The following is a 20,439-nucleotide window of genomic DNA, read 5'->3' as shown; positions in this document are numbered from 1 at the left end:
GGCAAACCTCCAAAGCTTGTCCTGATCGCCATAGCAAGACGTTTGCTTGTCGCACTTAACGCCGCAATGAGGGACCGAAAACCCTTCCAAGCTTGACACCAACAACACAGTTGCTCGGGCTCGACCCGAGGATCCATCCGCCTGGCGACGCGCTAACGTAGTCGACCCTGGTGGGCTTGGTCGTGGATCCTCGGGTCAAGCCCGAGGATCCACGACCTGAAGAAGTGCAGCTAACCACCCAACCCTTCGAACAGCGCCGTCGACAGATAACGCTCCGCGAAGGAAGGAATGATGACGACGATGGTTTTGCCGGCATTTTCCGCGCGGCTGCCGACTTCGATGGCGGCCTGCAGCGCCGCACCGGAGGAGATGCCAACCGGTACGCCTTCGAGCCTGGCCACCAGGCGGGCCATTTCCATGGCCTCACCGCTGTTGACGGTGATGATCTCGTCATAGATGTGCGTGTCCAGGATTTTCGGAGCGAAACCTGCACCAATGCCCTGAATCTTGTGCGGCCCGGGCTGTCCGCCGGAGAGGACAGGTGATTCTTCCGGTTCGACGGCAATGATCTTGAGTGCCGGGTTGCGCTCCTTCAGCACCTGGCCGGCACCGGTGATCGTGCCGCCGGTGCCGATGCCGGAGACGAAGATGTCGATCTTGCCATCGGTATCGTTCCAGATTTCCTCGGCCGTCGTCTTGCGGTGGATTTCCGGGTTGGCCGGGTTTTCGAACTGCTGCGGGATGATCGCGTCCGGCAGCGATGCAGCGAGTTCTTCCGCCTTGGCGATCGCACCCTTCATGCCTTTCGGCCCTTCGGTCAGCACCAGCTCGGCGCCGAGCAGGGCCAGCATCTTGCGGCGCTCGATCGACATGGTTTCCGGCATGGTCAGGATCAATTTGTAGCCCTTGGCGGCTGCGGCGAAGGCGAGCGCGATGCCGGTATTGCCGGACGTGGGCTCAACCAGCGTCGTCCTGCCGGGCGCTATCTTGCCCTCGGCCTCCAGGCTTTCGATCATCGCCACCCCGATACGGTCCTTCACCGAAGCGATCGGGTTGAAGAATTCGAGCTTGGCCAGAAGATTGGCCTTGACTCCCTTTTCCTTGGCCAGCTTGTCGAGGCGCACGATCGGCGTGTCGCCGATGGTTTCGGTGATCGAGGAATAGATTCGGCCGCGGCCCGGCTTTCTGGTCTCTGGCATGGTGCTCTCCCTGAGTTTGGAGAGAAGTTAGGGCGTGTTCCCCACGAATGCCAGCAAGGTGGAACCGGACGGAAAGAGAAATGGAAATTTTGTTCCCGGAAGTGGTCGGGAACGAAAACGCCTTTGCGTTCAAAGACCGGTCGAGCCGAAGCCACCGGCACCGCGGGCAGTCGTGGAGGTTTCCGTAATCTCGGTCACCCGAGCCTGGGTCACCGGCGCGATCACCATCTGCGCGATCCGCATGCCACGGGTGATCACGAAATCCTCGGCGCCGAGATTGATCAACAGCACCTTCACCTCGCCGCGATAATCGCTGTCGATCGTGCCCGGCGTGTTGAGGCAGGTGATGCCATTCTTGAAGGCAAGTCCGGACCGCGGCCGCACCTGCGCCTCGAACCCTTCGGGAATTTCGAAGATGAAGCCTGTCGGCACCAGTGCTCGTTTGCCGGGCGCGATCGTCAGCGGCATGCCGTCCTCGACGGCGGCGCGCAGGTCCATGCCGGCAGCGCCCGCGGTTTCATAGGCCGGCAGATCGAGGCCGGCGCCGTGCGGGAGGCGGACGAGATTGAGCTTCGGCGAGGAGGGTGCGTGAATGTTCATCATGTCATTTGTCGACCCACGGTCGCTCCGGTCAAACACGAATTGAAAGTTATCCACGGAGTCGTTAGATACGCGGCAACGTAAAGGATCTAGAAAAAATGCCCGAAACGATTGCCGAGGCAGTTTCCCGCCGCCGCACATTCGCAATTATTGCCCATCCGGACGCGGGCAAGACGACGCTGACCGAAAAACTGCTGCTGTTCGGCGGCGCTATCCAGCTCGCCGGCGAAGTGAAAGCCAAGAAGGACCGTATCCAGACGCGGTCCGACTGGATGAAGATCGAGCGCGAACGCGGCATCTCGGTCGTCACCTCGGTGATGACCTTCGAATATGACGGCAACGTCTTCAACATCCTCGATACGCCCGGCCACGAAGACTTCGCCGACGACACCTACCGCACGCTGACGGCGGTGGATGCCGCGGTCATGGTCCTCGACGCCGCAAAAGGCATCGAACCGCGGACGCTGAAACTGTTCGAAGTCTGCCGCATGCGCGATATCCCAATCATCACCTTCGTCAACAAGATGGACCGCGAAAGCCGCGATCCCTTCGAAATCCTGGACGAGGTCGAGGAAAAGCTGGCGCTCGATACCGCTCCGATCACCTGGCCGATCGGCCGTTCGAAGACTTTTTGCGGCTCCTATAACCTGGCCGACAACACGGTTCGTGGCTCGGATACGGACGTCAAGGCAACCCCTGTCAACGGTCCCCAGAGCGTCGCCGACCGCCTGCCGGAAAACGAACGTGCCGCTTTCGTCGAGGAGACCGAACTGGCGATAGAGGCCTGCCGGCCGTTCGACCGCAAGGCTTTCCTCGAAGGCCACATGACGCCGGTCTTCTTCGGTTCGGCTTTGCGGAATTTCGGCGTGCGCGATCTCATCGATGCGCTGGGCGATTTCGCCCCTCCGCCGCGAGACCAGGTGGCGGACATCCGCACCGTGCATGCAACCGACGACAAGATGACGGCCTTCGTCTTCAAGATCCAGGCGAACATGGACCCGAACCACCGCGACCGTATCGCGTTTGCGCGGATCTGCTCGGGCAAGCTGGAGCGCGGCATGAAGGCGCGGCTGTCGCGCACGGGCAAGCAGCTCGGGCTGACCGCGCCGCAGTTCTTCTTTGCGTCCCAGCGCCAGTTGGCCGATACCGCCTATGCGGGCGATGTGGTCGGCATCCCGAACCACGGCACGCTGCGCATCGGCGATACGCTGACCGAAGGCGAGCAACTGGTGTTCCAGGGCGTACCGAACTTTTCGCCGGAAATCCTCCGCCGCGTCCGGCTGGAGGATGCCATGAAGGCGAAGAAGCTCAAGGAAGCGCTGCAGCAGATGGCGGAAGAGGGCGTCGTGCAGCTCTTCTCGCCGGAAGACGGTTCGCCGGCCATCGTCGGGGTCGTTGGCGCGCTGCAGCTCGACGTTTTGAAGGAACGGCTGCAGGGCGAATACGGCCTGCCGGTCTCCTTCGAAATGTCGCGCTTTTCGATCTGCCGGTGGATTTCGGCCGAAAATCAGGCCGATCTCGACAAGTTCCTGACGGTAAAGCGCGGCGATATCGCCCGCGATCTCGATGGCGATCCGGTTTTCCTGGCGCAGGACAGTTTCTCGCTGCGCTATGAGTCGGAGCGTTATCCGGCCATCAAGATGGTCGCGATCAAGGAATATCAGCTTGCCAAGGCGGCGTGAGACTGCTCACGCCGCGGCAATGATCTCGATCTCCACCAGCCAGTCGTCGCGCAGCGTCTCGACGACGATGGCGGTCGTCGGCACGATGCGGCCGCCGAGTGCTGAAAGCCGCGCATTCTGGTTTGCCTCCACATAGGAGGCGTGCCGCAGATAGCTGGTCAGCCGCACGATATTGTCCGTCGTCATCCGCGCTTCGGCAAGAATCCGGTTGAGGTTCGACCAGATCAGGCGGAGTTGGTTTTCCAGGTCGGTGCCCGCCGCTCCATTCCCATCGAGGCCCATCGTGCCGCTGACGAAAAGAAAGCGGTCGGGGCTGCGCACTTCCATGGCGTGCACATAGTCCGGCGTCGCGGCATAGACGCCATCCTTTGGGTTATGGGCAATCATCTTCATCTTGCTTCCTCTGGAATTTCATCTGGTAATGCCTCATTCTTGCCGAATACTATTCGGCAGAAAAGCTGAAGAGGCGATGGGATGGAAAATACAGAGGATGTTCGGCCGAAGCGGCGGGAGCCTGCCCCACTGGACGCTTTTGACCGAAGGATATTAGCAGCACTCGCCGCCGATGCGGACCGGAGCTATGCGGCGCTGGGAGAAATCGTGGGCCTGTCGCCGCCTGCGGTGCATGAGCGCGTCAAGCGATTGAAGCGTTCGGGCGTGATCCGCGATACGGTGGCGCGGCTGGATGGTACGGCGGTCGGCAAGCCTCTCACGGCCTTCGTGCATGTGGAGGCGGCGGGCTGGGGCAAGAGCGAGCGGCTCATGCAGATCGCCCGTTTTCCGGAAGTGGAGGAACTGCATTCCGTTGCCGGCGATGCGAGCGTGATCCTCAAGGTGCGGATGGAAAATCCGCAGGCGCTGGAATTCCTGCTCGGCCAGATCCATTCGCTGCCCGGCGTGCGCGGCACCCGCAGTTATATCGCACTTTCCACCTATCTCGACCGGCCGGTTCAGGCGGAGGTCACGACGGAATGGCCGAACGTGCCCTTGCCGCCGGAATGATTAGTCGAACTTGACCGCCGTCGTGTTGGAACCGCAGACCAGCACGCAGACGTGTTCATCCGGGCTGGGAACATATTTGCCGCAAAGTAGCGCGGCGAAGGCTGCGGCACCGCCGGGTTCGGCAACGATACGGGCGCCGGCCCACAGTGCCTTCTGAGCGGCGAGAATCTCGTCGTCGGTCACCAGGATCGGCGGCTGGAGGAATTTCTGGGCAACGGGGAACATCAGCTCGCCAACCTGCTTCGGCGCCAGCGAATCCGCCGCGATGCCGCCGGCCGGCGCATCCACCGGTCGGCCGGCCTTGAAGGCTTCGTGAAGCGTCGGCGCGCCGTCGGATTCCACCGCGACGATCTTCACCCGGCCGCGGAACCAGGAGGCGATGCCGCCGATCAGACCGCCGCCGCCGACGGCAACGATCAGCGTCGTCATCTCCGGCAGGTCGTCCTCGATCTCCTTGCCGAGCGTGCCCTGGCCGAGCAGGGTTTCCACCTGGTCATAAGCATGGGCGGCGATTGCACCGCTCGTCGCCACATAGGTCTGGCTCGCCGCCAGTGCATCGTTATATCGGTCGCCGCCGACCACCAGTTCCGCGCCATAGGAACGAATGAGGTCGATCTTTGCCTGCGAGGCCACGCTCGGCACGAAGATATGCGCCGGCACGCCGAGCCGCATCGCCGCATAGGCGACTGCCGCCCCGTGATTGCCGCCGGACGCGGCGACGACGCCAGCCGCCGGGACATTGCGCGTCAAAAGGTTGGTGAAGGCGCCGCGCGCCTTGAACGAGCCGGAATGCTGCAGCAGCTCGAGTTTCAGGTCGATCGGCAGCGGTGTCCCGCCGAAATCCCGCATATCGACGCGCATCACCGGCGTGCGGCGGATATGCGGACGGATGAGCGTTTCGGTTTCCGCGATACGTTCGGGCGTGACGGTGTGTTCGATCGACATGATGGCCTCTTGGGAATGGAACGGCCATGGGTAGCCGCCAGGCCGCCGAAATGAAAGTCCTTTTAGGCGCCGATCCGTTCGCTGAGAAAGTCGACGACGGCGCGCACCGCCGGAAGCTGCCCGCGTCGATGCGGCATCAGGATCGTCGTGGTGATGCTGCCGGCCGTCCAATCGGGCAACAGGCGGATCAACCTGCCCTTGGTAAGCGCCCCGCGGCAGACGGAAGTCGGCAGGCAGGTCAGGCCAAGGCCTGCCATCGTTGCCTTCATGATCACCAACGGCTCGTCAGCGGAAAGCACGGATCTGGGTGTCACGACGACCGCTTCGCCATCACCGGAGGCCAACTTCCAGACCATGTCCGTCGGACCGGCGGTGACCGCCCTGTGCCCGGCGAGATCCTCCGGCCGTAGGGGCTCGCCATGGGTGCGAACATAATCCGGTGAGGCGACGACGAAAAAAGGGTCGGTCGCAAGCTTCTTCTGCAGCAGCGTGGAATCCGGCAGCGGCGCCTGGTGGCTGCGTACGGCGATGTCGAAACCTTCCTGAACGATATCGACAAACCGGTCGCTGACATGCAGCGAAAGATGCAGTTTCGGATATCGTGCCGAAAGCTCGGCCAGATGATCGGCGAGGATGAATTGCGCGGTTGGTACCGCCGCCGTCATCCGCACGATGCCGCTCGGCTCGCCGAGATGGGTACGCACGATGGTTTCCGCCATCTCCGCCTCGATCACCGATGCCTGCGCGTGCCGGAAGAAATCCCGGCCGAGATCGGTCAGCGAGAAACTACGGGACGTCCGCTGGATCAGCCGCACGCCGAGCCGGTCCTCGAGTTCCGCCACGCGTTTGCTGACGGTGGATTTCGGCACGCCGAGCCGGCGCCCTGCCGCGGAAAAGCCGCCATGCTCCACTGCTTGCACAAAGAAATAGAGATCGTTGAGGTTGGGCAAAGTCATCCTCAGCTTCCATGCTTGTAGACTTAAAGGTGGAAAATTGACGTCTACCGCGCCGGCGTCCACGAAATCATATTGCTGGTGTCTCAAAGTTTCAATCCAGGGAGTATGAAATGACACCGATCCTGTTTTACGGCGTTCCGGAGGGATGTTCCTTCGGCTCGATCGTCGCGCTCGAATGGACCGGCGCGCCTTATCGGCTGTGCCGCGTCGAAATGCCGGCCGTGGTTTCAAGCGAGGCCTACAAGCCGGTCAATCCGATCGGCGAAACACCGTCGCTGATGCTGCCGGATGGCCGGGTGATGAGCGAAAGCATGGCGATCCTCAACCACATCGCCGCGCGCACGGTGGGCAAGGGCTGGGGTTTCGATCCGAAGTCGGAAAAATTCGACCGGCTGAACCAGATGCTGGCTTTCCTCAATACCGCCTTTTTCAACGCCTTCAGCCCGCTCTGGCACGCGGTGGAGCACGAACTCGACCCGCAGGCCAAGCAGGCGCTTCGCACCTATGGTATCGCCAAGGTCGAGAAGGCCCATGCGCAGCTCGAAACGCTCCTTGGTGGCCGCGAATGGCTGCTCGGCGACGAGAAGAGCTTTGCGGATGCCTATTTCGCCGGCATCGCCCGCTGGAACGATTTCCACCAGGTCGTCGACCGGAGGCAGTTTCCGGCGCTCAATGCGCTCTACGAGCGTCTGCAGCAGGACCCGGCGGTGCGGTTTGCCTGGGCGATCGAACATCAGGAAGAGGCGCAGACGGGCGGCCAGTTCCTCGGCCATGTGAGCCTCGACGAAGCGCTCGGATCTCTGAAGCAGGCGGCGTGATCGCCGATATTCATCCGCAGTCATGGCGTCCTTGGTGACGCCATGACCAAGGCACTTGCCGGACGTGACACCGGGATGATCCTCAGAGTTTTGAGGAGCTTACGCCGCAGTAAGATCCTTGAGGAAGTCGTCGCACCAGCGGGTGACGTCGTGTTCGAGGAGATGCTCCATCATGCGGCCCCAGCGCTCCTTGCGCTCCTCGATCGGCATGTTGATGCCGCGCGCGATCGCATTTGCCGTGCCTTCGATGTCATAGGGATTGACCAGCAGCGCCCCACGCAGTTCCCGTGCAGCACCCGCAAAACGCGACAGCACCAGAACGCCTGGATTTTCCGGATCCTGTGCCGCGACATATTCCTTGGCGACCAGGTTCATGCCGTCGCGTAGCGGCGTCACCAGCCCGATTTTGGCAAGCCGATAAAGGCCTGCCAGAACGGGCCTGCCGATCGAGCGGTTGATATAGCGGATCGGTACCCAGTCGACCGTGCCGATCGCACCGTTCACGCGGCCTGCCTGCTCGGCCACCATGCGCTGCATCTGCTCGTATTCCGGCACTTCGGAGCGGGATTTCGGGGTGATCTGCAGGTAGGTGACGCGGTTGTGATGGGCGGGGTTGGATTTGACGAAGTGCTCGAAGGCATCGATCCGCTGGGTGATGCCCTTCGAGTAATCCAGCCGGTCGACGCCGATGATCAGGTCGCGCCCTTCGATACTCTGCTTGGCCTTGCGAACGATGATGTTGCTCGCCGCTTTCTTTGCATATTCCGCAAAGGCGGCGGTTTCGATGCTGATCGAATAGAAACCGCCCTTGAAGGTGCGTCCGTATGAGGTGAGCTTTCCGCCCTCAAGCGCCTCGCCGATGCCCTCGCGTACGAGCCCGCCCGCGAAATTCGCAAGATCGTGATCCGTCTGGAACCCGACCAGATCGTAATACGACAGCCCTTTCATGATCTCCTCGTGAACGGGCATGGTGAACAGCACGTCAGCCGGTGGCCAGGGAATGTGCAGAAAGAAGCCGATTTTGTTCTTGAGGCCCATCTGGCGCAGTTCCGCGGCCAGCGGGATCAGGTGGTAGTCGTGTATCCAGATGACGTCGTCTTCCTGGATGAGCGGCGCCAGCTTATGGGCGAAGAAGCGATTGACGCGGAAGTAACCGGCCATCTCCTTGCGCCCATACTCCGCAAGATCCATCCGGTAATGACAGATCGGCCAGAGCACGCGGTTGGCAAACCCATGGTAGTATTCTTCGACGTCCGTCTTGGTGAGATCGGTGAGCGCATAGGTGATGTTGCCATGCTGCTGCATGTCGAGCGGGGCCGGTTCCTTCGCGCCGCTGGATTTGCCGGACCATCCCATCCAGATGCCGCCGTGCTCTTCCAGAGCGGCCTGCAGCGCGACAGCCAGCCCGCCGGCTGGAGCATCGCCACTTTTCTGCGGCAGGGAGACACGGTTCGAAACGACGACAAGTCGGCTCAAGGTATTGTCCTTTCAGCTCACGCGGCGTCGGGCTTGACGCCACTCGCAAGCGCTTTGATTGCCGCGCGCAAGGCAGAGGTCGAGGGGAGGGTGGATTTGGCTTGCGTGTCACCTGGCGTCTCGGTGATACGGATGGAATGGCCGCCGAGTTCGTTGGCGGTGCGGAACATCGCCTCGTCGGTCACGTCGTCGCCGATCGCGATCGGCTTGCGGCCCTTGAAGGGCGGTTGATCGAGAAAGGCCTGCAAGGCGTGGCCCTTGCTCGCCTGGGCCGGCCGGATTTCCATTACCATCTTGCCGTGCTGGAGCGTGAAGTCCGGGCCCGCCATATCGAGGTAGCGGGGCATGGCTGCCTCGACCGCTTCGCGTTGCTCCGGCGCCTGGCGATAATGCGCGGCGACGGCCGCACCCTTGTCCTCCACCAGAACGCCCGGCCATTGGCGGGCTTCGCGGACAAGAGCCGCCTTCAGATCCTCGAACGCGGCGCTGATCTCGACGCGGCTGATCGCCCCGGAGGGATCGCGGCGCTCGGAGCCATGCAGGCCGGCGATCGGGAACTTATACGGCGTGAAAAGTTGGTCGGCATAGGGAAGAGCTCGGCCTGTGACCAGCGCCAGCGCGCCGCCAAGCCTCATGGAAAGATGATGCAGGTTGTCGGGCAGCTCCGCCGGTACGACGATCGCGTCCGGGGTCTCGGCAAGCTCGATCAGCGTGCCGTCGATATCGAGAAACAGCGCCCATCCCTCGGGTTCGAGCATGAGCCTGGCGAGAACGGGATCCCCCGGAAGGGGCGCTTCTGCTGTAGTTGGGCTCGACTGTTCTTTACGCGACATGAGCCTCTATCTAGGCCGCCAAATTCCGGCGGCAACCTCGAAAGATCACGGCTTGTCGCAAAAAGTGATACATTCTTTAGCAAGAAACCGGCATGTAACCCTCGAATTCATGTTTCATTAAGCCTTTGTAGAGACCCTGAAGTTCCTGGATTTTCGGGCCGCGCACGGTCGGCAATGTCGGAGCAGAAAGACCCCATGTGTCGTTGGGCAGCCTATCGCGGCGAACCTCTTTATCTCGAAGAACTCGTCTCCTCGCCGGCCCATTCCCTGATCGAGCAGTCTCATTGCGCCACCCGCGCCAAGACCGCGACGAATGGTGATGGTTTCGGCATTGCCTGGTATGGAGACCGGCCGGAACCCGGCCGTTACCGCGACATCCTGCCCGCCTGGTCCGACTGCAATCTGAAGAGCCTGGCGCGGCAGATCCGTTCGCCGCTCTTCCTAGCTCATGTGCGGGCGGCAACCCATGGCGCGACGCGGCGCGACAACTGCCATCCGTTCGTCCAGGGCCACTGGTCTTTCATGCATAACGGCCAGATTTCCGGCTTCGAGCGCATCCGCCGGCATATGGAAGGCATGCTCTCGGACGCGCTGTTCGATGCCCGCAACGGCACGACGGATTCCGAACTTCTCTTCCTGCTCGCCTTGCAGTTCGGCCTGGATACCGATCCGTTCCAGGCCATGGAAAAAGCGATCGCCACGGTCGAGGACCTGTCGATCGAAAAATCGGGCGAGGCATTGGTGCGCTTCACCGCCGCCTATTCCAACGGCCGGGAACTCTACGCGGTGCGTTACGCCACCGACCACAAGCCGCCAACGCTCTACGCGGCGCCGATGGGCGGCGAAACGGGTTATTGCCTGGTGTCCGAGCCGCTGAACGACGAGGTCGATACCTGGGTGGAAATCCCGGACGGCAGCGCCGTCGTCGTTGATGCCGATGGCATGCAGGTCGCGCTCTTCCGGCCGAAGGCGCTGTCCGAAGCGGCTTGAAATCTATCCGAGTTTCGAGGCGATCAGTGCCGCAAGACGCTCTGCCACCTCGTCCTTGTCGAGATCGGGCCATTCGTCGACGCCTTTGGCGCTGATGATCTTCACCCGGTTGCGGGTGCCACCCATGATGCCGGTTTCCGGCGACACGTCGTTGGCGACGATCAGGTCGGCGCCCTTGCGTTCCAATTTCGAGCGGCCGTTCTTTTCGACGTCCTGGGTCTCTGCAGCAAAGCCGACCACGATCTTGGGCCGCTTTTCGTGATGCCCCACGGTCTTCAGGATATCCGGGTTTTCGGTCAGCAACAGGGGAGGCGGGGCCTCGCCGGGCTGCTTCTTGATCTTCTGGCCGGCCGACGATGCGACGCGCCAGTCGGCGACCGCCGCCACCATGACGGCGATATCGGCCGGCAGGCGGGAGATCACCGCCTCCAGCATTTCCTCGGCGCGTTCCACATGCACGGTCTTGGCGCCGGCCGGATCGGGTATGGTCACCGGTCCGGAGATGAGCGTCACATCCGCGCCGAGCTTTGCGAGCGCTGCGGCAATCGCATGGCCCTGGCGACCGGACGAGCGGTTGGCGATATAACGTACCGGGTCGATCGGCTCATGCGTCGGGCCTGATGTGACGATCACCTTTTTGCCGGCAAGCGGCTTCGGTGCGCCGTCCAGCAGTTTGACGGCTGCGGCGACGATTTCAAGCGGTTCGGCCATGCGGCCGGTGCCGTTCTCGTTGCTCTCGGCCATCTCGCCGGCCATCGGGCCTATGAAATGGATGCCGTCGGTTTTCAGCGTCTCGGCATTGCGCCTGGTCGCGGGCGCTGCCCACATTTTCGGGTTCATGGCGGGCGCGATCAGGACCGGCCGGTCAGTGGCAAGCAGCACGGCGCTCGCCAGATCGTCCGCCAGCCCATGCGCCATCTTCGCCATCAGGTCGGCGCTGGCGGGTGCTACGATCACGAGGTCGTTGTCGCGGGCGAGCCTGATATGGCCGACATCCTGCTCGTCCTCGCGGGAAAACAGGTCGATATAGACATGGCTGGCGGATAGCGCGCCGACCGCGAGCGGCGTGATGAATTCCTGGGCCGCCCTGGTCATGATCGGACGAACCGATGCGCCCCGCTCGCGAAGCCGGCGGATGAGATCGAGGCTCTTATAGGCCGCGATGCCGCCGGAGATGATCAGAAGAATGCGCTTGCCGGAGAGTTCCATGCCATTACCCGATGCCAGAATGGCGGGAAGCTAAGCCTTTGGCCGCCGAGTTGCAATTGCCTTCCCCACTGACGGCGCCACGGAACAGTTGCAGCCGACAGGAGTTCGGCTGCAAAGGAGAGCCGTCATGAAAAAGTTTTTTATTCCGAAGAAGATAGCAGGGTTCAAGGTGCCGAAATCCGTGCGCAGGTCGTCATTGCTGCGCAACATGCTGGCGAGCCGCACCGGCCGGCAGATCTTGGCGAGAGCGCTCGTCGCCGGTGCCAATGCTGCCGCCACCGCCCTGACCGACGAGCGGGCCGACATCCGTAAGCCCGGCAAGGCAAGCGGCCGCAGGCAGGCCCTTGCCGCAAGCGTGGCCGGTGAGGCGATCGAGAGCGCGACTGCCGCAGCCATCGATGTCGTCACCAGTCCGACGCGCCCGCTCTTCAAGGCAAGCGCCAAGGCGAAGGAGGGTCGGATTTTCCCGGAACCGGTCACGCACTGACGCGAAAGCAATCCGAACATCTTGCGCGAATTTCTGGACTGCATTACTCCTGTTTGCGGCCGGATGCGGCCAGCCGCCCGCGGCGCAATTCGCGCCAAGGTGAACGCATCCACCGCCTCTCATCCTTTGCCAATCCGGCCAGCGATGACGAACGGATCAGCAATGCGGGCGCTGATTGATGGGACCTGACGGGTCTTTGTTCGTCTGTTGAAGGGATGATGAGATGCGCGATTTCCGCGATGCAAAACTGATGGCGAAAAGCCTGCGCGAGGCGCTTGCCGAACGTAAGGTTGAGCTGACGCATAGCCAGGTCCTGGAACTGGTTGCGGCGCAGTTCGGCTACGACAACTGGAATATCCTTGCTGCAAAGATCGACGCGGCAGAACCGCAGCAAAGGAAGCCGGATGCGGTATCGATCCAGCCGGCGATCCCGATCTTCCGGATCTTCTCCGTCGACAAAGCGATGGAATTCTACCGCGATTTCTTAGGCTTCACCGTGGACTGGGAGCATCGCTTCGGCGAAAACTTCCCGCTCTATTGCCAGATCTCACGAAGCGGCATGCTGATGCACCTCTCCGAACATGCAGGCGATGCCTCGCCGGCAGCCAGGGTCTTCGTGCCGATGACGGGCGCCCGCGCCTTCCAGCAGGAGCTGATCGGCAAGAACTACCCCTATATGAAGCCAGGGCTCGAACAGGCGGATTGGGGTTTGGAAGTGACGGTCACCGACCCGTTCAGCAACCGCATCACCTTCTGCGAGCGGGAGATCAAGCCGCAGGGCTGACCTAGACCCGGCAAGGCCCAATGATACGCTAGATCTTCTTCCTGGCGGTCGCGAGCGGCTCGGTCGTCAGCTTGAAATCCGTCATTTCCTTCGGCGTCAAATAATAGAGCCGGTCGGGCGGTGTTTCGAGCGCATGGATCCAGAGGCCCGCGCCGATGCCCATCTGGTCGAGATGGCGGGCGACCCGTGCGGTGGTCGCCTGCGCGGCGGCCATCGCCTGTTCCGCCGACGGCCTGTCCTTGGCTCCGTTGAACACCTGGTGCACGCCGATCACCGCATCCTTCTCCGCCAAACGCCCGACGCCGCCGGCAAATACGATCGGGCAGGAAGAGGCGCAGAGCGCTTTCGACGCGACCTTCGTGTCGAGCTTCCTGTCGCGGATCAGCTTCGACATGGCGAGGGCATCGTCAACCGAGCCGCCGGGGGAGTTGAGCGTCACCGTCTTCACATATTCCCCGCGCGTTTCGATCTCCTTTGAGAAGCGGGCGGCGGCGCCTGGGTCGATCGTCCCTTCGGCGAGCAGCACGCCGCCCGTGGTGAGCTCGAAGGTGATCGGCTTTCTCAGCACTTCCTTGGGGCTGGCAGGCTGCACCGGCGGTGCGGCGGGCACGCCTTCGGTCAGGGCCGGCGGCAGTACGGGCTGATCTTCGTGCATCGGATCGAAGCCGGGCAAGGCGGCGTTCATCATCGTCATGTCGCGAATATCGACGACGAGGAAAACCGCGGCAGCCGAGAGAAGAATATAGAAGGCGCCGCGCATCAGGACGCCCTCATCGAGCTTGCTGATCGCCTCACCGATCCTCATGCGACCGGTCCCGGCTGCGCGACTTGAGGTCGATGGCGGTGATGTTGTTCGGTTCGCCTTCAGACGCTGGTTCCGGCGTTAGTTCGGGTGCCGGCTGCGGCCTTGGCGCCGATGTCCTGTCGTCGACTTCCGCCTTGGCGACCGCCTGCTCGATGTTCTCCCCGCTCGCCGTGACGGCACGTTGAACTTCCAGCGCCCTGAGAAGCTCGGCCGCGGTGATCCGTTCGGCGAAGGGCAGGTTTTCTTCCTGGCGGCGGATCGCACCATGCACGGTGGCGAGAATGAACACCATCACGCCGGGCAGAAGGTCGATGGAAATGGCGCCGGCCCAGGCGGGAATGAAGTCCTGCGCATAGTGCAGCACGGCTTCGGCGGAGGAGAGCGGCACGAAACGACGCTCCTGCACCGGTGGCCGGGCGAGGATCTCGTCGGCGGCCTTGGCGAGCGCCTTGGACTGCGCCGTGACCGAGGTGCGGACGGTATCCATCACCTGGTTCTGTCGGTTGACGAGATCGGCAGCGCCGCCATCCGGAACCGGCGCAATGAAGCCGAGCGACAGGTCGTCTGCCGCGCGGCGGATCGACGGGGCGATCGAGGTCTGGGCGAGCGAGGTGATGACGCCGGTCAGCGCCACGGCTTCCGTGGAGAACTGGTCGGCACGCGGCTCGATCGTGCCCGGCGAGGAAACCAGCGAACGCATCGACTCGAGCCGTTTCTGGCCTTGGGCGAAGAGGCCGTCCACCTGCTCACGCGAGGCGTTGATGTTGGCCGTAAGCGACTTCATCTGCGCCGACATCTGGCTGAGAAGCTGCACGACGCTCCCCGATCCCGTCGTGCCGGTGAGCGAGCCGGATTGCCGCTCGACGCCCGCGAGCTGTGCGAAACGCTCGGACGCGCGCTGGATATCCGGCAACAGGCTTTGCGCCGCGAGCGCATTCTGGTGGGCGCGGTCGAGATCGGCGGTATAGTCCTCGACCGTTTCGGAAAGATGCTGCTCCACGGCAGCGGAACCGGCAAGCGCCGCCGCGTTCAGCCAGCTCGACATGGCAAGGATCATCGCAGCACCGACCGCCATGACGCCGAGCATGGCCGTCCGCCCGGCCCGGGTCGTCACATGCGGATAGAACCGGGCCATATAGGACCAGAAGGCATAGATGCCGACCGAGACCGAGGCTGAGTAGATGACCGCCGCAAAAAACACGGCCGTCGGCGACCCGTCGAGAATGCTGCGCGCACCGAGATAGGTGTAGACGCCGGATGCCAGCGCCAGCACGGCAAGCGCGAAGCGGGTCATCGTCTCGACGGCCGCGACGCCGTCATGCAAGCGTTGAGTTGCGCCTAGCGCCATGAAACGTCTCCGGAAGGCCAAGTCCCAAAAGGAATGTATTCCTTAACAGAGAATGAAGAACTCGGCGGAATAAAGGCCGCTTTGGAGTTGCAATATGGCGAAAGCCCTTGTGGAGCAGGGTTTTGGCATCATCAGGCGACCGGACAAACCTCAGCTGAGCGTGAAGGCGAGATACAGCAGCGACAGTGCGATGATCCACAGCGCGACGCGCCCTGAGCGATTGTGCCGCGCCTCCGACCTGCCGATGGCCTCTGTCGTCTCAGGATCGAAGCGCAGGCCGTGCTCGCTCATATAGACGAGTTCCTGGTGCAATTTCTCCGTCTTGGCGGCGATTTCCGGCAGGGCTTCGGCAAGCTTGACGGCGGCTTTGACGCCATCGCGCAGGTCCGAGACAATGCGTTTCGGTCCGAGATTGTCGCGGATCCATTGGCCGACGACCGGTTCTGAGGCCTTCCACATGTTGAAGCGCGGATCGAGCATGCGCGACACGCCTTCGACCACGACCATGGTCTTCTGCAGCAGGATCAGTTCGGTGCGGGTCTGCATCTCGAAAAGGTCGGTGACCTCGAAGAGCAGCGCCAGGAGCCGCGCCATGGAGATCGTTTCGGCCGGCTGGCCGTGGATCGGTTCGCCGATCGCGCGGATCGCCTGGGCGAAGCTCGCCACGTCGTGATGCGCCGGTACATAGCCCGCCTCGAAATGCACTTCTGCTACGCGCAGGTAATCCCGAGTGATGAAGCCGTAGAGAATTTCGGCGAGGAAACGGCGCTCCTTTTTGCCTAATCGCCCGACAATGCCCATGTCGACCGCGACGATCGTGCCGGCAGTGTCGACGAACAGATTGCCGGGATGCATGTCCGCATGGAAAAAACCGTCCCGCAGCGTGTGGCGCAGGAAGGACTGGATCAGCACCTCGGCGAGCTTTTCGAGATTGTGGCCGGCGGCGCGTAGGCTCGCAACATCCGACATCTTGACGCCGTCGATCCACTCCATGGTGATCACGTCGCGACCGGTGCGTTCCCAGTCGACCAGCGGCACCCGGAACCCGGGATCCTCCTTGGTATTCTCGGCAATCTCCGAAAGCGCCGCGGCCTCCAGGCGCAGGTCCATTTCCACCTTGGTGGTCTGTTCGAGCGTCCGCGTCACTTCGACGGGCCTTAAGCGGCGGCTGGAGCGCATGAAGCGTTCCTGCATGCGCGCCAGGAGATACATGCTTTCGATGTCGTGGGCGAAGCGCTGGCGCACGCCGGGGCGCACCACCTTGATGGCCACTTTCCTGTCATTGACGACGCCGGGATGGACCTGGGCGATCGAGGCGGCCGCGATCGGCTCGCCGAAGGAAGAATAGAGATCGCCGATCGCTCGGCCGAGCGATGCCTCGACCGCCGCTTTCGCAATCGCGGTCGGGAAGAAGGCCATCCGGTCCTGTAGCATGGCGAGATCGACGGCCCAGTCGACGCCGACCACATCCGGACGGGTCGCCAGGAACTGGCCGATCTTCACATAGGAAGGTCCTAGCCGGTCGACGGCCCGGGTCAGCCGCTCGCTGCGCGCCTGCGTCTTGGAGCGAAACCGCGCCAAGGGCTCGACCAGTGCCTTGATGAGGCCGACGGAAGGCGGCATGTCCTGGGTCGGCAGCGCCGATACCACACCCTCACGCACAAGAACCCAGCCGACGCGGGCAAGCCGGAAATAAGCGCCGATCGTGCTCATGCGTTCAGAGCTTCCAGCCGGAATGCAGCGCCGCGATGCCGCCGGTATAATTGGTGTAGGTCACGCGCGAAAAACCCGCATTGCGGATCATCGCCGCGAAATTCTCCTGGTTCGGGAATTTTCGGATCGATTCCACCAGATATTGATAGGGCTCGGCCTCCCCGGTGATCATCCTGCCGAAGCGCGGGATCGCCTTGAACGACCATTCCTCGTAGAAGCGTTCGAGAAGCGGCATCTCGACTTCGGAAAATTCCAGCACCAGCAGCCGTCCGCCGCGCTTCAGCACGCGATAGGCCTCCTTCAGCGCCACGTCGATATGCGGCACGTTGCGGATGCCGAAGGCGATCGTATAGGCGTCGAAGGAATTGGCCTCGAAAGGCAGCGACTCGGCATTGGCCTCGACGAAGGCGAGGTTCTCGGAAAGACGTTTCTTCTCGGCGCGCTCGGCCCCGACGCCCAGCATCGAGCCGTTGATGTCGAGCACGGTCACATGCGCCTTACGGTCGGAAGCCTCGACGATGCGGAAAGCGATATCGCCCGTACCACCGGCCACGTCCAAGGTTTTGTAGCCGACGTCCTTTCTCGGATTGAGCGAGGCGATCAGCGCATCCTTCCAGACACGGTGCATGCCGGCCGACATCACGTCGTTCATCACGTCGTAGCGTTTGGCGACCTTGTGGAAGACGTCGTTGACGAGGCCCTGTTTCTCGCCATCCGCGACCTTGCGGAAGCCATAGGACGTTTCCATCCCGCCGTCGGCGCTAGTACGGGCTTCAGTCATCGGTGAACTCCTAACGTCTCTCTTCTGGCCGGCGACCATAGCGAAATCGCTCATCCCACGCTATCTGTGGCGCGTGTCTTTACATGGGTGCGACATCCGGTCCGGTCTATAGACCAGGCGCGATGTCGTTGAAACAGGAAGTTAGTCGATCATGCCCGAATTGCCAGAGGTGGAAACCGTCCGGCGCGGTCTCGCCCCGGCAATGGAAGGTGCGGTGATCGCCAGGCTGGAACTCAATCGCCCGGACCTGCGCTTTCCACTCCCGGAGAATTTCGCCGATGCCGTCAACGAACGTCGTATCGTCTCGCTCGGCAGGCGTGCCAAATACCTGCTGATCGACCTGGAGGACGATCTGACCGTAATCAGCCATCTCGGCATGTCGGGATCGTTTCGGATCGAGAACGAAGCGCTCGGCGAGTTCCACCATCCGCGTTCGAAGGATCAGAAACACGATCATGTCGTCTTCCATCTGAGGCAGAAGCAAGACCTGCTGCGCGTCATCTATAACGACCCGCGCCGCTTCGGCTTCATGCAGCTGTGGAAGCGCAGCGAGCTCGATCTCTATCCGGCCTTTGCCGAGCTCGGGCCGGAGCCGACCGGCAATGCGCTCGATGCGGACTATCTGGCGGCGAGGTTGGCGGGCAAGAACCAGCCGCTCAAGGGCGCGCTCCTCGACCAGACGGTGATAGCGGGTCTCGGCAATATCTATGTCTGCGAGGCGCTGTGGCGCTCGCATCTTTCGCCGAAACGCGCAGCCGGCAGCGTCATGACCAAGACAGGCAGGCCGAACAAGGAACTGGTCCTCCTCAACCAGTCGATCCGCGACGTTATTGCCGATGCGATCGCCGCCGGAGGTTCGTCGCTCAGAGATCATATCCAGACGGATGGCTCGCTTGGTTATTTCCAGCACTCCTTCTCCGTCTACGACCGGGAAGGCGGCGCTTGCCGCACGCTGGGCTGCAGCGGTACCGTCGCGCGCATCACCCAGGCGGGCCGCTCCACATTCTATTGCCCGGCCTGCCAGAAATAACCCGCTGCCAGAAATAACGGCTGTCAGAAGCAGAAGAGCTAAGAGGAGACATTCGATGAGCTACGAAACCCTGCTGACCGAAACCCGGGGCGCCGTCGCGCTCATCACCTTCAATCGTCCGAAGGCGCTGAATGCGCTCAATTCGACCGTGATGGCCGAATTGACCGAAGCGCTTTCCGCCTTCGGCAAGGACGAGGCGATCGGTGCGATCGTGCTCACCGGCTCGGAAAAGGCCTTTGCCGCCGGCGCCGATATCAAGGAAATGCAGGACATCGATTTCGTCGATGCCTATGTCAACGACTTCATCTCCGGCTGGGAGGCGATCGCCGCGACCCGCAAGCCGATGATCGCCGCCGTCTCCGGTTTCGCGCTCGGCGGCGGCTGTGAGCTCGCCATGATGTGTGATTTCATCATCGCCTCGGAAACCGCCAAGTTCGGCCAGCCGGAGATCACGCTTGGCGTCATTCCCGGCATGGGCGGTTCGCAGCGGCTGACCCGCGCGGTCGGCAAGGCGAAGGCGATGGACATGGTGATGACCGGCCGGATGATGGATGTCGCGGAAGCGGAGCGGGCAGGGCTGGTGTCGCGGATCGTTTCGCCGGAGCGATTGATCGACGAGGCGGTCGAGGCAGCGGCGAAGATCGCCTCTTTCCCGCGCGCCGCGGTGCTGATGGCCAAGGAGGCTGTCAGCCGTTCCTTCGAGACGACGCTTGCCGAAGGGCTGCGCTTCGAACGGCGGCTTTTCCATTCGCTGTTTGCGACCGCCGACCAGAAGGAAGGCATGGCCGCCTTCGTGGAAAAGCGCAAGCCGCAGTTCTCCAACCGGTAAATCGCTCAAAAGCGGATGGTCATCCGCCAAATGCGCGTTGACTGGGGCAGGTATTCCGGTTATATGCCCGCCCACAGTTGGGAAAGCCTGATCATGGCTTCCTCTATTGCTCCCGAATTGCTGGATTGATGGTCGCAAGGACCGGCGCGGCAACGGCGGAGTTTGGTTCGAATTCGTAGAGAGGCATGAAATGGCCAATACAACTTCGGCGAAAAAAGCGACCCGCAAGATCGCTCGCCGTACCGCAGTCAACAAGTCCCGCCGCTCGCGCGTTCGCGGCTTCATCCGCAAGGTCGAGGAAGCCATCGCTTCCGGCGACATGACCGTTGCTGCAGAAGCCCTCAAGGCTGCCCAGCCGGAAATCCAGCGCGCAGCTACCAAGGGCGTGCTTCACAGCAACACGGCATCCCGCAAGGTGTCCCGTCTTGCTGCACGTGTGAAGGCCCTTTCGGCCTGATCATTTCACAAACTGTATCATAATGAAGCCTGGTCCTCTTGACCGGGCTTTTTGTGATTCTCTCAGGCCTCCTTATATTTATCCGGCTCATTAACAATTTCGTGTCATCGGCGTGACAGAAAATAGTTATTTTAATCAGTGGGTTACTGGAGGTCTATGAGTCTGTGGGTGACTTTGGCGATGGCTAAAAGCCCCCAGATGGAGTCAAGCAGATTTTTATTTTTTCTGTGAACGATCGTTCAGAATGTATGTCATTTTTGAATCCCATTGATTCAACAGCGATTCTCCATGAATGCCTCTGTGACATTCAAATCACGCTCGCGGAGTCAACGCCCGCCTCTTAATTTTGCGTAAAATTCATCATTGATCTTGGCATTTGATCCTGCCTAAATGCCTTCAGCAAGGGGCGCGGGGATTACTTCAGAGGGCTGCCGAGTACCGTCACATGTTGGACGGCAGGCGGACTTTTACCCTTTGCAACGGGATAAATTCTCC

The 20,439-nt window shown here is 62.0% G+C and carries 21 protein-coding genes; 9 read left to right on the top strand and 12 right to left on the bottom strand.

Annotation, left to right across the window (positions count from 1 at the left end):
* Nucleotides 1–230: 230 nt before the first annotated feature.
* Nucleotides 231–1,199 carry a cysteine synthase A gene (gene cysK, locus C5J26_RS25065; RefSeq protein WP_105404239.1) on the bottom strand — a complete coding sequence of 323 codons (969 nt, stop codon included), beginning with the start codon at nucleotides 1,197–1,199 and terminating at the stop codon, nucleotides 231–233.
* Between the two features lie 129 nt (nucleotides 1,200–1,328).
* Nucleotides 1,329–1,799, bottom strand: a complete 471-nt coding sequence (gene dut / locus C5J26_RS25060; RefSeq protein WP_105404247.1) for a dUTP diphosphatase — start codon at nucleotides 1,797–1,799, stop codon at nucleotides 1,329–1,331.
* Nucleotides 1,800–1,897: 98 nt separating this feature from the next.
* On the opposite strand from dut, the gene C5J26_RS25055 reads away from it, so the two are divergent.
* Nucleotides 1,898–3,481 carry a peptide chain release factor 3 gene (locus C5J26_RS25055; RefSeq protein WP_105404238.1) on the top strand — a complete coding sequence of 528 codons (1,584 nt, stop codon included), beginning with the start codon at nucleotides 1,898–1,900 and terminating at the stop codon, nucleotides 3,479–3,481.
* Nucleotides 3,482–3,487: 6 nt separating this feature from the next.
* On the opposite strand, the gene C5J26_RS25050 is transcribed toward C5J26_RS25055, so the two are convergent.
* Nucleotides 3,488–3,874, bottom strand: a complete 387-nt coding sequence (locus C5J26_RS25050; protein WP_105404237.1) for a RidA family protein — start codon at nucleotides 3,872–3,874, stop codon at nucleotides 3,488–3,490.
* Nucleotides 3,875–3,955: 81 nt separating this feature from the next.
* Between C5J26_RS25050 and C5J26_RS25045 the strand changes: the two genes are divergently transcribed.
* Nucleotides 3,956–4,483, top strand: a complete 528-nt coding sequence (locus C5J26_RS25045) for an Lrp/AsnC family transcriptional regulator (protein ID WP_105404236.1) — start codon at nucleotides 3,956–3,958, stop codon at nucleotides 4,481–4,483.
* On the opposite strand, the gene C5J26_RS25040 is transcribed toward C5J26_RS25045, so the two are convergent.
* Nucleotides 4,484–5,428, bottom strand: coding sequence for a threonine/serine dehydratase (locus tag C5J26_RS25040; RefSeq protein ID WP_105404235.1), 945 nt, complete (start codon nucleotides 5,426–5,428; stop codon nucleotides 4,484–4,486). It abuts the gene before it with no gap.
* A gap of 62 nt (nucleotides 5,429–5,490) precedes the next feature.
* Nucleotides 5,491–6,384 (bottom strand): LysR substrate-binding domain-containing protein, encoded by an 894-nt coding sequence (locus tag C5J26_RS25035; protein ID WP_105404234.1) that lies wholly within the window; start codon nucleotides 6,382–6,384, stop codon nucleotides 5,491–5,493.
* A gap of 110 nt (nucleotides 6,385–6,494) precedes the next feature.
* Between C5J26_RS25035 and C5J26_RS25030 the strand changes: the two genes are divergently transcribed.
* Nucleotides 6,495–7,202 (top strand): glutathione S-transferase family protein, encoded by a 708-nt coding sequence (locus C5J26_RS25030; RefSeq protein WP_105404233.1) that lies wholly within the window; start codon nucleotides 6,495–6,497, stop codon nucleotides 7,200–7,202.
* A 99-nt stretch (nucleotides 7,203–7,301) separates the two neighbouring features.
* Here the strand turns inward: C5J26_RS25030 and otsA are convergent, their stop codons facing one another.
* Together otsA and otsB are read right to left on the bottom strand one after the other, a co-directional pair.
* Nucleotides 7,302–8,678 (bottom strand): alpha,alpha-trehalose-phosphate synthase (UDP-forming), encoded by a 1,377-nt coding sequence (gene otsA, locus C5J26_RS25025; protein ID WP_105404232.1) that lies wholly within the window; start codon nucleotides 8,676–8,678, stop codon nucleotides 7,302–7,304.
* A gap of 17 nt (nucleotides 8,679–8,695) precedes the next feature.
* Nucleotides 8,696–9,511: a trehalose-phosphatase gene (otsB, locus tag C5J26_RS25020; RefSeq protein WP_105404231.1), complete on the bottom strand. Its 816-nt coding sequence runs from the start codon at nucleotides 9,509–9,511 to the stop codon at nucleotides 8,696–8,698.
* Between the two features lie 195 nt (nucleotides 9,512–9,706).
* On the opposite strand from otsB, the gene C5J26_RS25015 reads away from it, so the two are divergent.
* Entirely contained in the window at nucleotides 9,707–10,501 is a 795-nt protein-coding gene (locus C5J26_RS25015; RefSeq protein WP_046630369.1) for a class II glutamine amidotransferase, read from the top strand.
* Nucleotides 10,502–10,504: 3 nt separating this feature from the next.
* On the opposite strand, the gene coaBC is transcribed toward C5J26_RS25015, so the two are convergent.
* On the bottom strand, nucleotides 10,505–11,710 hold the full coding sequence (gene coaBC, locus C5J26_RS25010) for a bifunctional phosphopantothenoylcysteine decarboxylase/phosphopantothenate--cysteine ligase CoaBC (RefSeq protein ID WP_105404230.1): 1,206 nt from the start codon (nucleotides 11,708–11,710) through the stop codon (nucleotides 10,505–10,507).
* Nucleotides 11,711–11,837: 127 nt separating this feature from the next.
* On the opposite strand from coaBC, the gene C5J26_RS25005 reads away from it, so the two are divergent.
* Nucleotides 11,838–12,197 carry a hypothetical protein gene (locus C5J26_RS25005; RefSeq protein ID WP_105404229.1) on the top strand — a complete coding sequence of 120 codons (360 nt, stop codon included), beginning with the start codon at nucleotides 11,838–11,840 and terminating at the stop codon, nucleotides 12,195–12,197.
* 223 nt (nucleotides 12,198–12,420) lie between these two features.
* Nucleotides 12,421–12,981, top strand: a complete 561-nt coding sequence (locus C5J26_RS25000; protein ID WP_105404228.1) for a glyoxalase superfamily protein — start codon at nucleotides 12,421–12,423, stop codon at nucleotides 12,979–12,981.
* A gap of 28 nt (nucleotides 12,982–13,009) precedes the next feature.
* On the opposite strand, the gene C5J26_RS24995 is transcribed toward C5J26_RS25000, so the two are convergent.
* The 4 genes from C5J26_RS24995 to ubiE all read right to left on the bottom strand — a co-directional run bounded on the left by C5J26_RS24995 (nucleotide 13,010) and on the right by ubiE (nucleotide 17,628).
* Nucleotides 13,010–13,786, bottom strand: coding sequence for a hypothetical protein (locus tag C5J26_RS24995; RefSeq protein ID WP_105404227.1), 777 nt, complete (start codon nucleotides 13,784–13,786; stop codon nucleotides 13,010–13,012).
* A complete protein-coding gene (locus tag C5J26_RS24990) occupies nucleotides 13,773–15,134 on the bottom strand; it encodes a hypothetical protein (protein WP_105404226.1) in 1,362 nt (453 codons plus the stop codon). Before C5J26_RS24990 ends, C5J26_RS24995 begins: the two co-directional genes overlap by 14 nt.
* Before the next feature lie 150 nt (nucleotides 15,135–15,284).
* Entirely contained in the window at nucleotides 15,285–16,847 is a 1,563-nt protein-coding gene (gene ubiB, locus C5J26_RS24985; protein ID WP_105404225.1) for a 2-polyprenylphenol 6-hydroxylase, read from the bottom strand.
* A gap of 4 nt (nucleotides 16,848–16,851) precedes the next feature.
* A complete protein-coding gene (gene ubiE / locus C5J26_RS24980) occupies nucleotides 16,852–17,628 on the bottom strand; it encodes a bifunctional demethylmenaquinone methyltransferase/2-methoxy-6-polyprenyl-1,4-benzoquinol methylase UbiE (RefSeq protein WP_046630388.1) in 777 nt (258 codons plus the stop codon).
* Nucleotides 17,629–17,779: 151 nt separating this feature from the next.
* Between ubiE and mutM the strand changes: the two genes are divergently transcribed.
* From mutM to rpsT, 3 genes are all read left to right on the top strand, one after another.
* Complete coding sequence (mutM, locus tag C5J26_RS24975; protein WP_105404224.1) at nucleotides 17,780–18,658, top strand: bifunctional DNA-formamidopyrimidine glycosylase/DNA-(apurinic or apyrimidinic site) lyase; 879 nt, start codon at nucleotides 17,780–17,782, stop codon at nucleotides 18,656–18,658.
* A 55-nt stretch (nucleotides 18,659–18,713) separates the two neighbouring features.
* A complete protein-coding gene (locus C5J26_RS24970; RefSeq protein ID WP_105404223.1) occupies nucleotides 18,714–19,487 on the top strand; it encodes an enoyl-CoA hydratase in 774 nt (257 codons plus the stop codon).
* Between the two features lie 190 nt (nucleotides 19,488–19,677).
* The gene (rpsT, locus tag C5J26_RS24965) at nucleotides 19,678–19,944 is read left to right on the top strand and encodes a 30S ribosomal protein S20 (protein WP_038594489.1); all 267 of its coding nucleotides are present in this window, start codon (nucleotides 19,678–19,680) and stop codon (nucleotides 19,942–19,944) included.
* Nucleotides 19,945–20,439 lie beyond the last annotated feature (495 nt).

Source organism: Neorhizobium sp. T7_12, assembly GCF_002968535.1.
In the GTDB taxonomy this organism is placed as follows: Bacteria; Pseudomonadota; Alphaproteobacteria; order Rhizobiales; family Rhizobiaceae; genus Neorhizobium; species Neorhizobium tomejilense.
The sequence above is the reverse complement of the archived record's forward strand: the minus strand, read 5'-3'. Positions and strand labels throughout refer to the sequence as shown.

Excerpts from the sequence above, each read along its gene's own strand:
- cysK (WP_105404239.1), bottom strand. The coding sequence starts at position 1,199 with ATGCCAGAGACCAGAAAGCCGGGCCGCGGCCGAATCTATTCCTCGATC.
- dut (WP_105404247.1), bottom strand. The coding sequence starts at position 1,799 with ATGAACATTCACGCACCCTCCTCGCCGAAGCTCAATCTCGTCCGCCTC.
- C5J26_RS25055 (WP_105404238.1), top strand. The coding sequence starts at position 1,898 with ATGCCCGAAACGATTGCCGAGGCAGTTTCCCGCCGCCGCACATTCGCA.
- C5J26_RS25050 (WP_105404237.1), bottom strand. The coding sequence starts at position 3,874 with ATGAAGATGATTGCCCATAACCCAAAGGATGGCGTCTATGCCGCGACG.
- C5J26_RS25045 (WP_105404236.1), top strand. The coding sequence starts at position 3,956 with ATGGAAAATACAGAGGATGTTCGGCCGAAGCGGCGGGAGCCTGCCCCA.
- C5J26_RS25040 (WP_105404235.1), bottom strand. The coding sequence starts at position 5,428 with ATGTCGATCGAACACACCGTCACGCCCGAACGTATCGCGGAAACCGAA.
- C5J26_RS25035 (WP_105404234.1), bottom strand. The coding sequence starts at position 6,384 with ATGACTTTGCCCAACCTCAACGATCTCTATTTCTTTGTGCAAGCAGTG.
- C5J26_RS25030 (WP_105404233.1), top strand. The coding sequence starts at position 6,495 with ATGACACCGATCCTGTTTTACGGCGTTCCGGAGGGATGTTCCTTCGGC.
- otsB (WP_105404231.1), bottom strand. The coding sequence starts at position 9,511 with ATGTCGCGTAAAGAACAGTCGAGCCCAACTACAGCAGAAGCGCCCCTT.
- C5J26_RS25015 (WP_046630369.1), top strand. The coding sequence starts at position 9,707 with ATGTGTCGTTGGGCAGCCTATCGCGGCGAACCTCTTTATCTCGAAGAA.
- coaBC (WP_105404230.1), bottom strand. The coding sequence starts at position 11,710 with ATGGAACTCTCCGGCAAGCGCATTCTTCTGATCATCTCCGGCGGCATC.
- C5J26_RS25005 (WP_105404229.1), top strand. The coding sequence starts at position 11,838 with ATGAAAAAGTTTTTTATTCCGAAGAAGATAGCAGGGTTCAAGGTGCCG.
- C5J26_RS25000 (WP_105404228.1), top strand. The coding sequence starts at position 12,421 with ATGCGCGATTTCCGCGATGCAAAACTGATGGCGAAAAGCCTGCGCGAG.
- C5J26_RS24995 (WP_105404227.1), bottom strand. The coding sequence starts at position 13,786 with ATGAGGATCGGTGAGGCGATCAGCAAGCTCGATGAGGGCGTCCTGATG.
- C5J26_RS24990 (WP_105404226.1), bottom strand. The coding sequence starts at position 15,134 with ATGGCGCTAGGCGCAACTCAACGCTTGCATGACGGCGTCGCGGCCGTC.
- ubiB (WP_105404225.1), bottom strand. The coding sequence starts at position 16,847 with ATGAGCACGATCGGCGCTTATTTCCGGCTTGCCCGCGTCGGCTGGGTT.
- ubiE (WP_046630388.1), bottom strand. The coding sequence starts at position 17,628 with ATGACTGAAGCCCGTACTAGCGCCGACGGCGGGATGGAAACGTCCTAT.
- mutM (WP_105404224.1), top strand. The coding sequence starts at position 17,780 with ATGCCCGAATTGCCAGAGGTGGAAACCGTCCGGCGCGGTCTCGCCCCG.
- C5J26_RS24970 (WP_105404223.1), top strand. The coding sequence starts at position 18,714 with ATGAGCTACGAAACCCTGCTGACCGAAACCCGGGGCGCCGTCGCGCTC.
- rpsT (WP_038594489.1), top strand. The coding sequence starts at position 19,678 with ATGGCCAATACAACTTCGGCGAAAAAAGCGACCCGCAAGATCGCTCGC.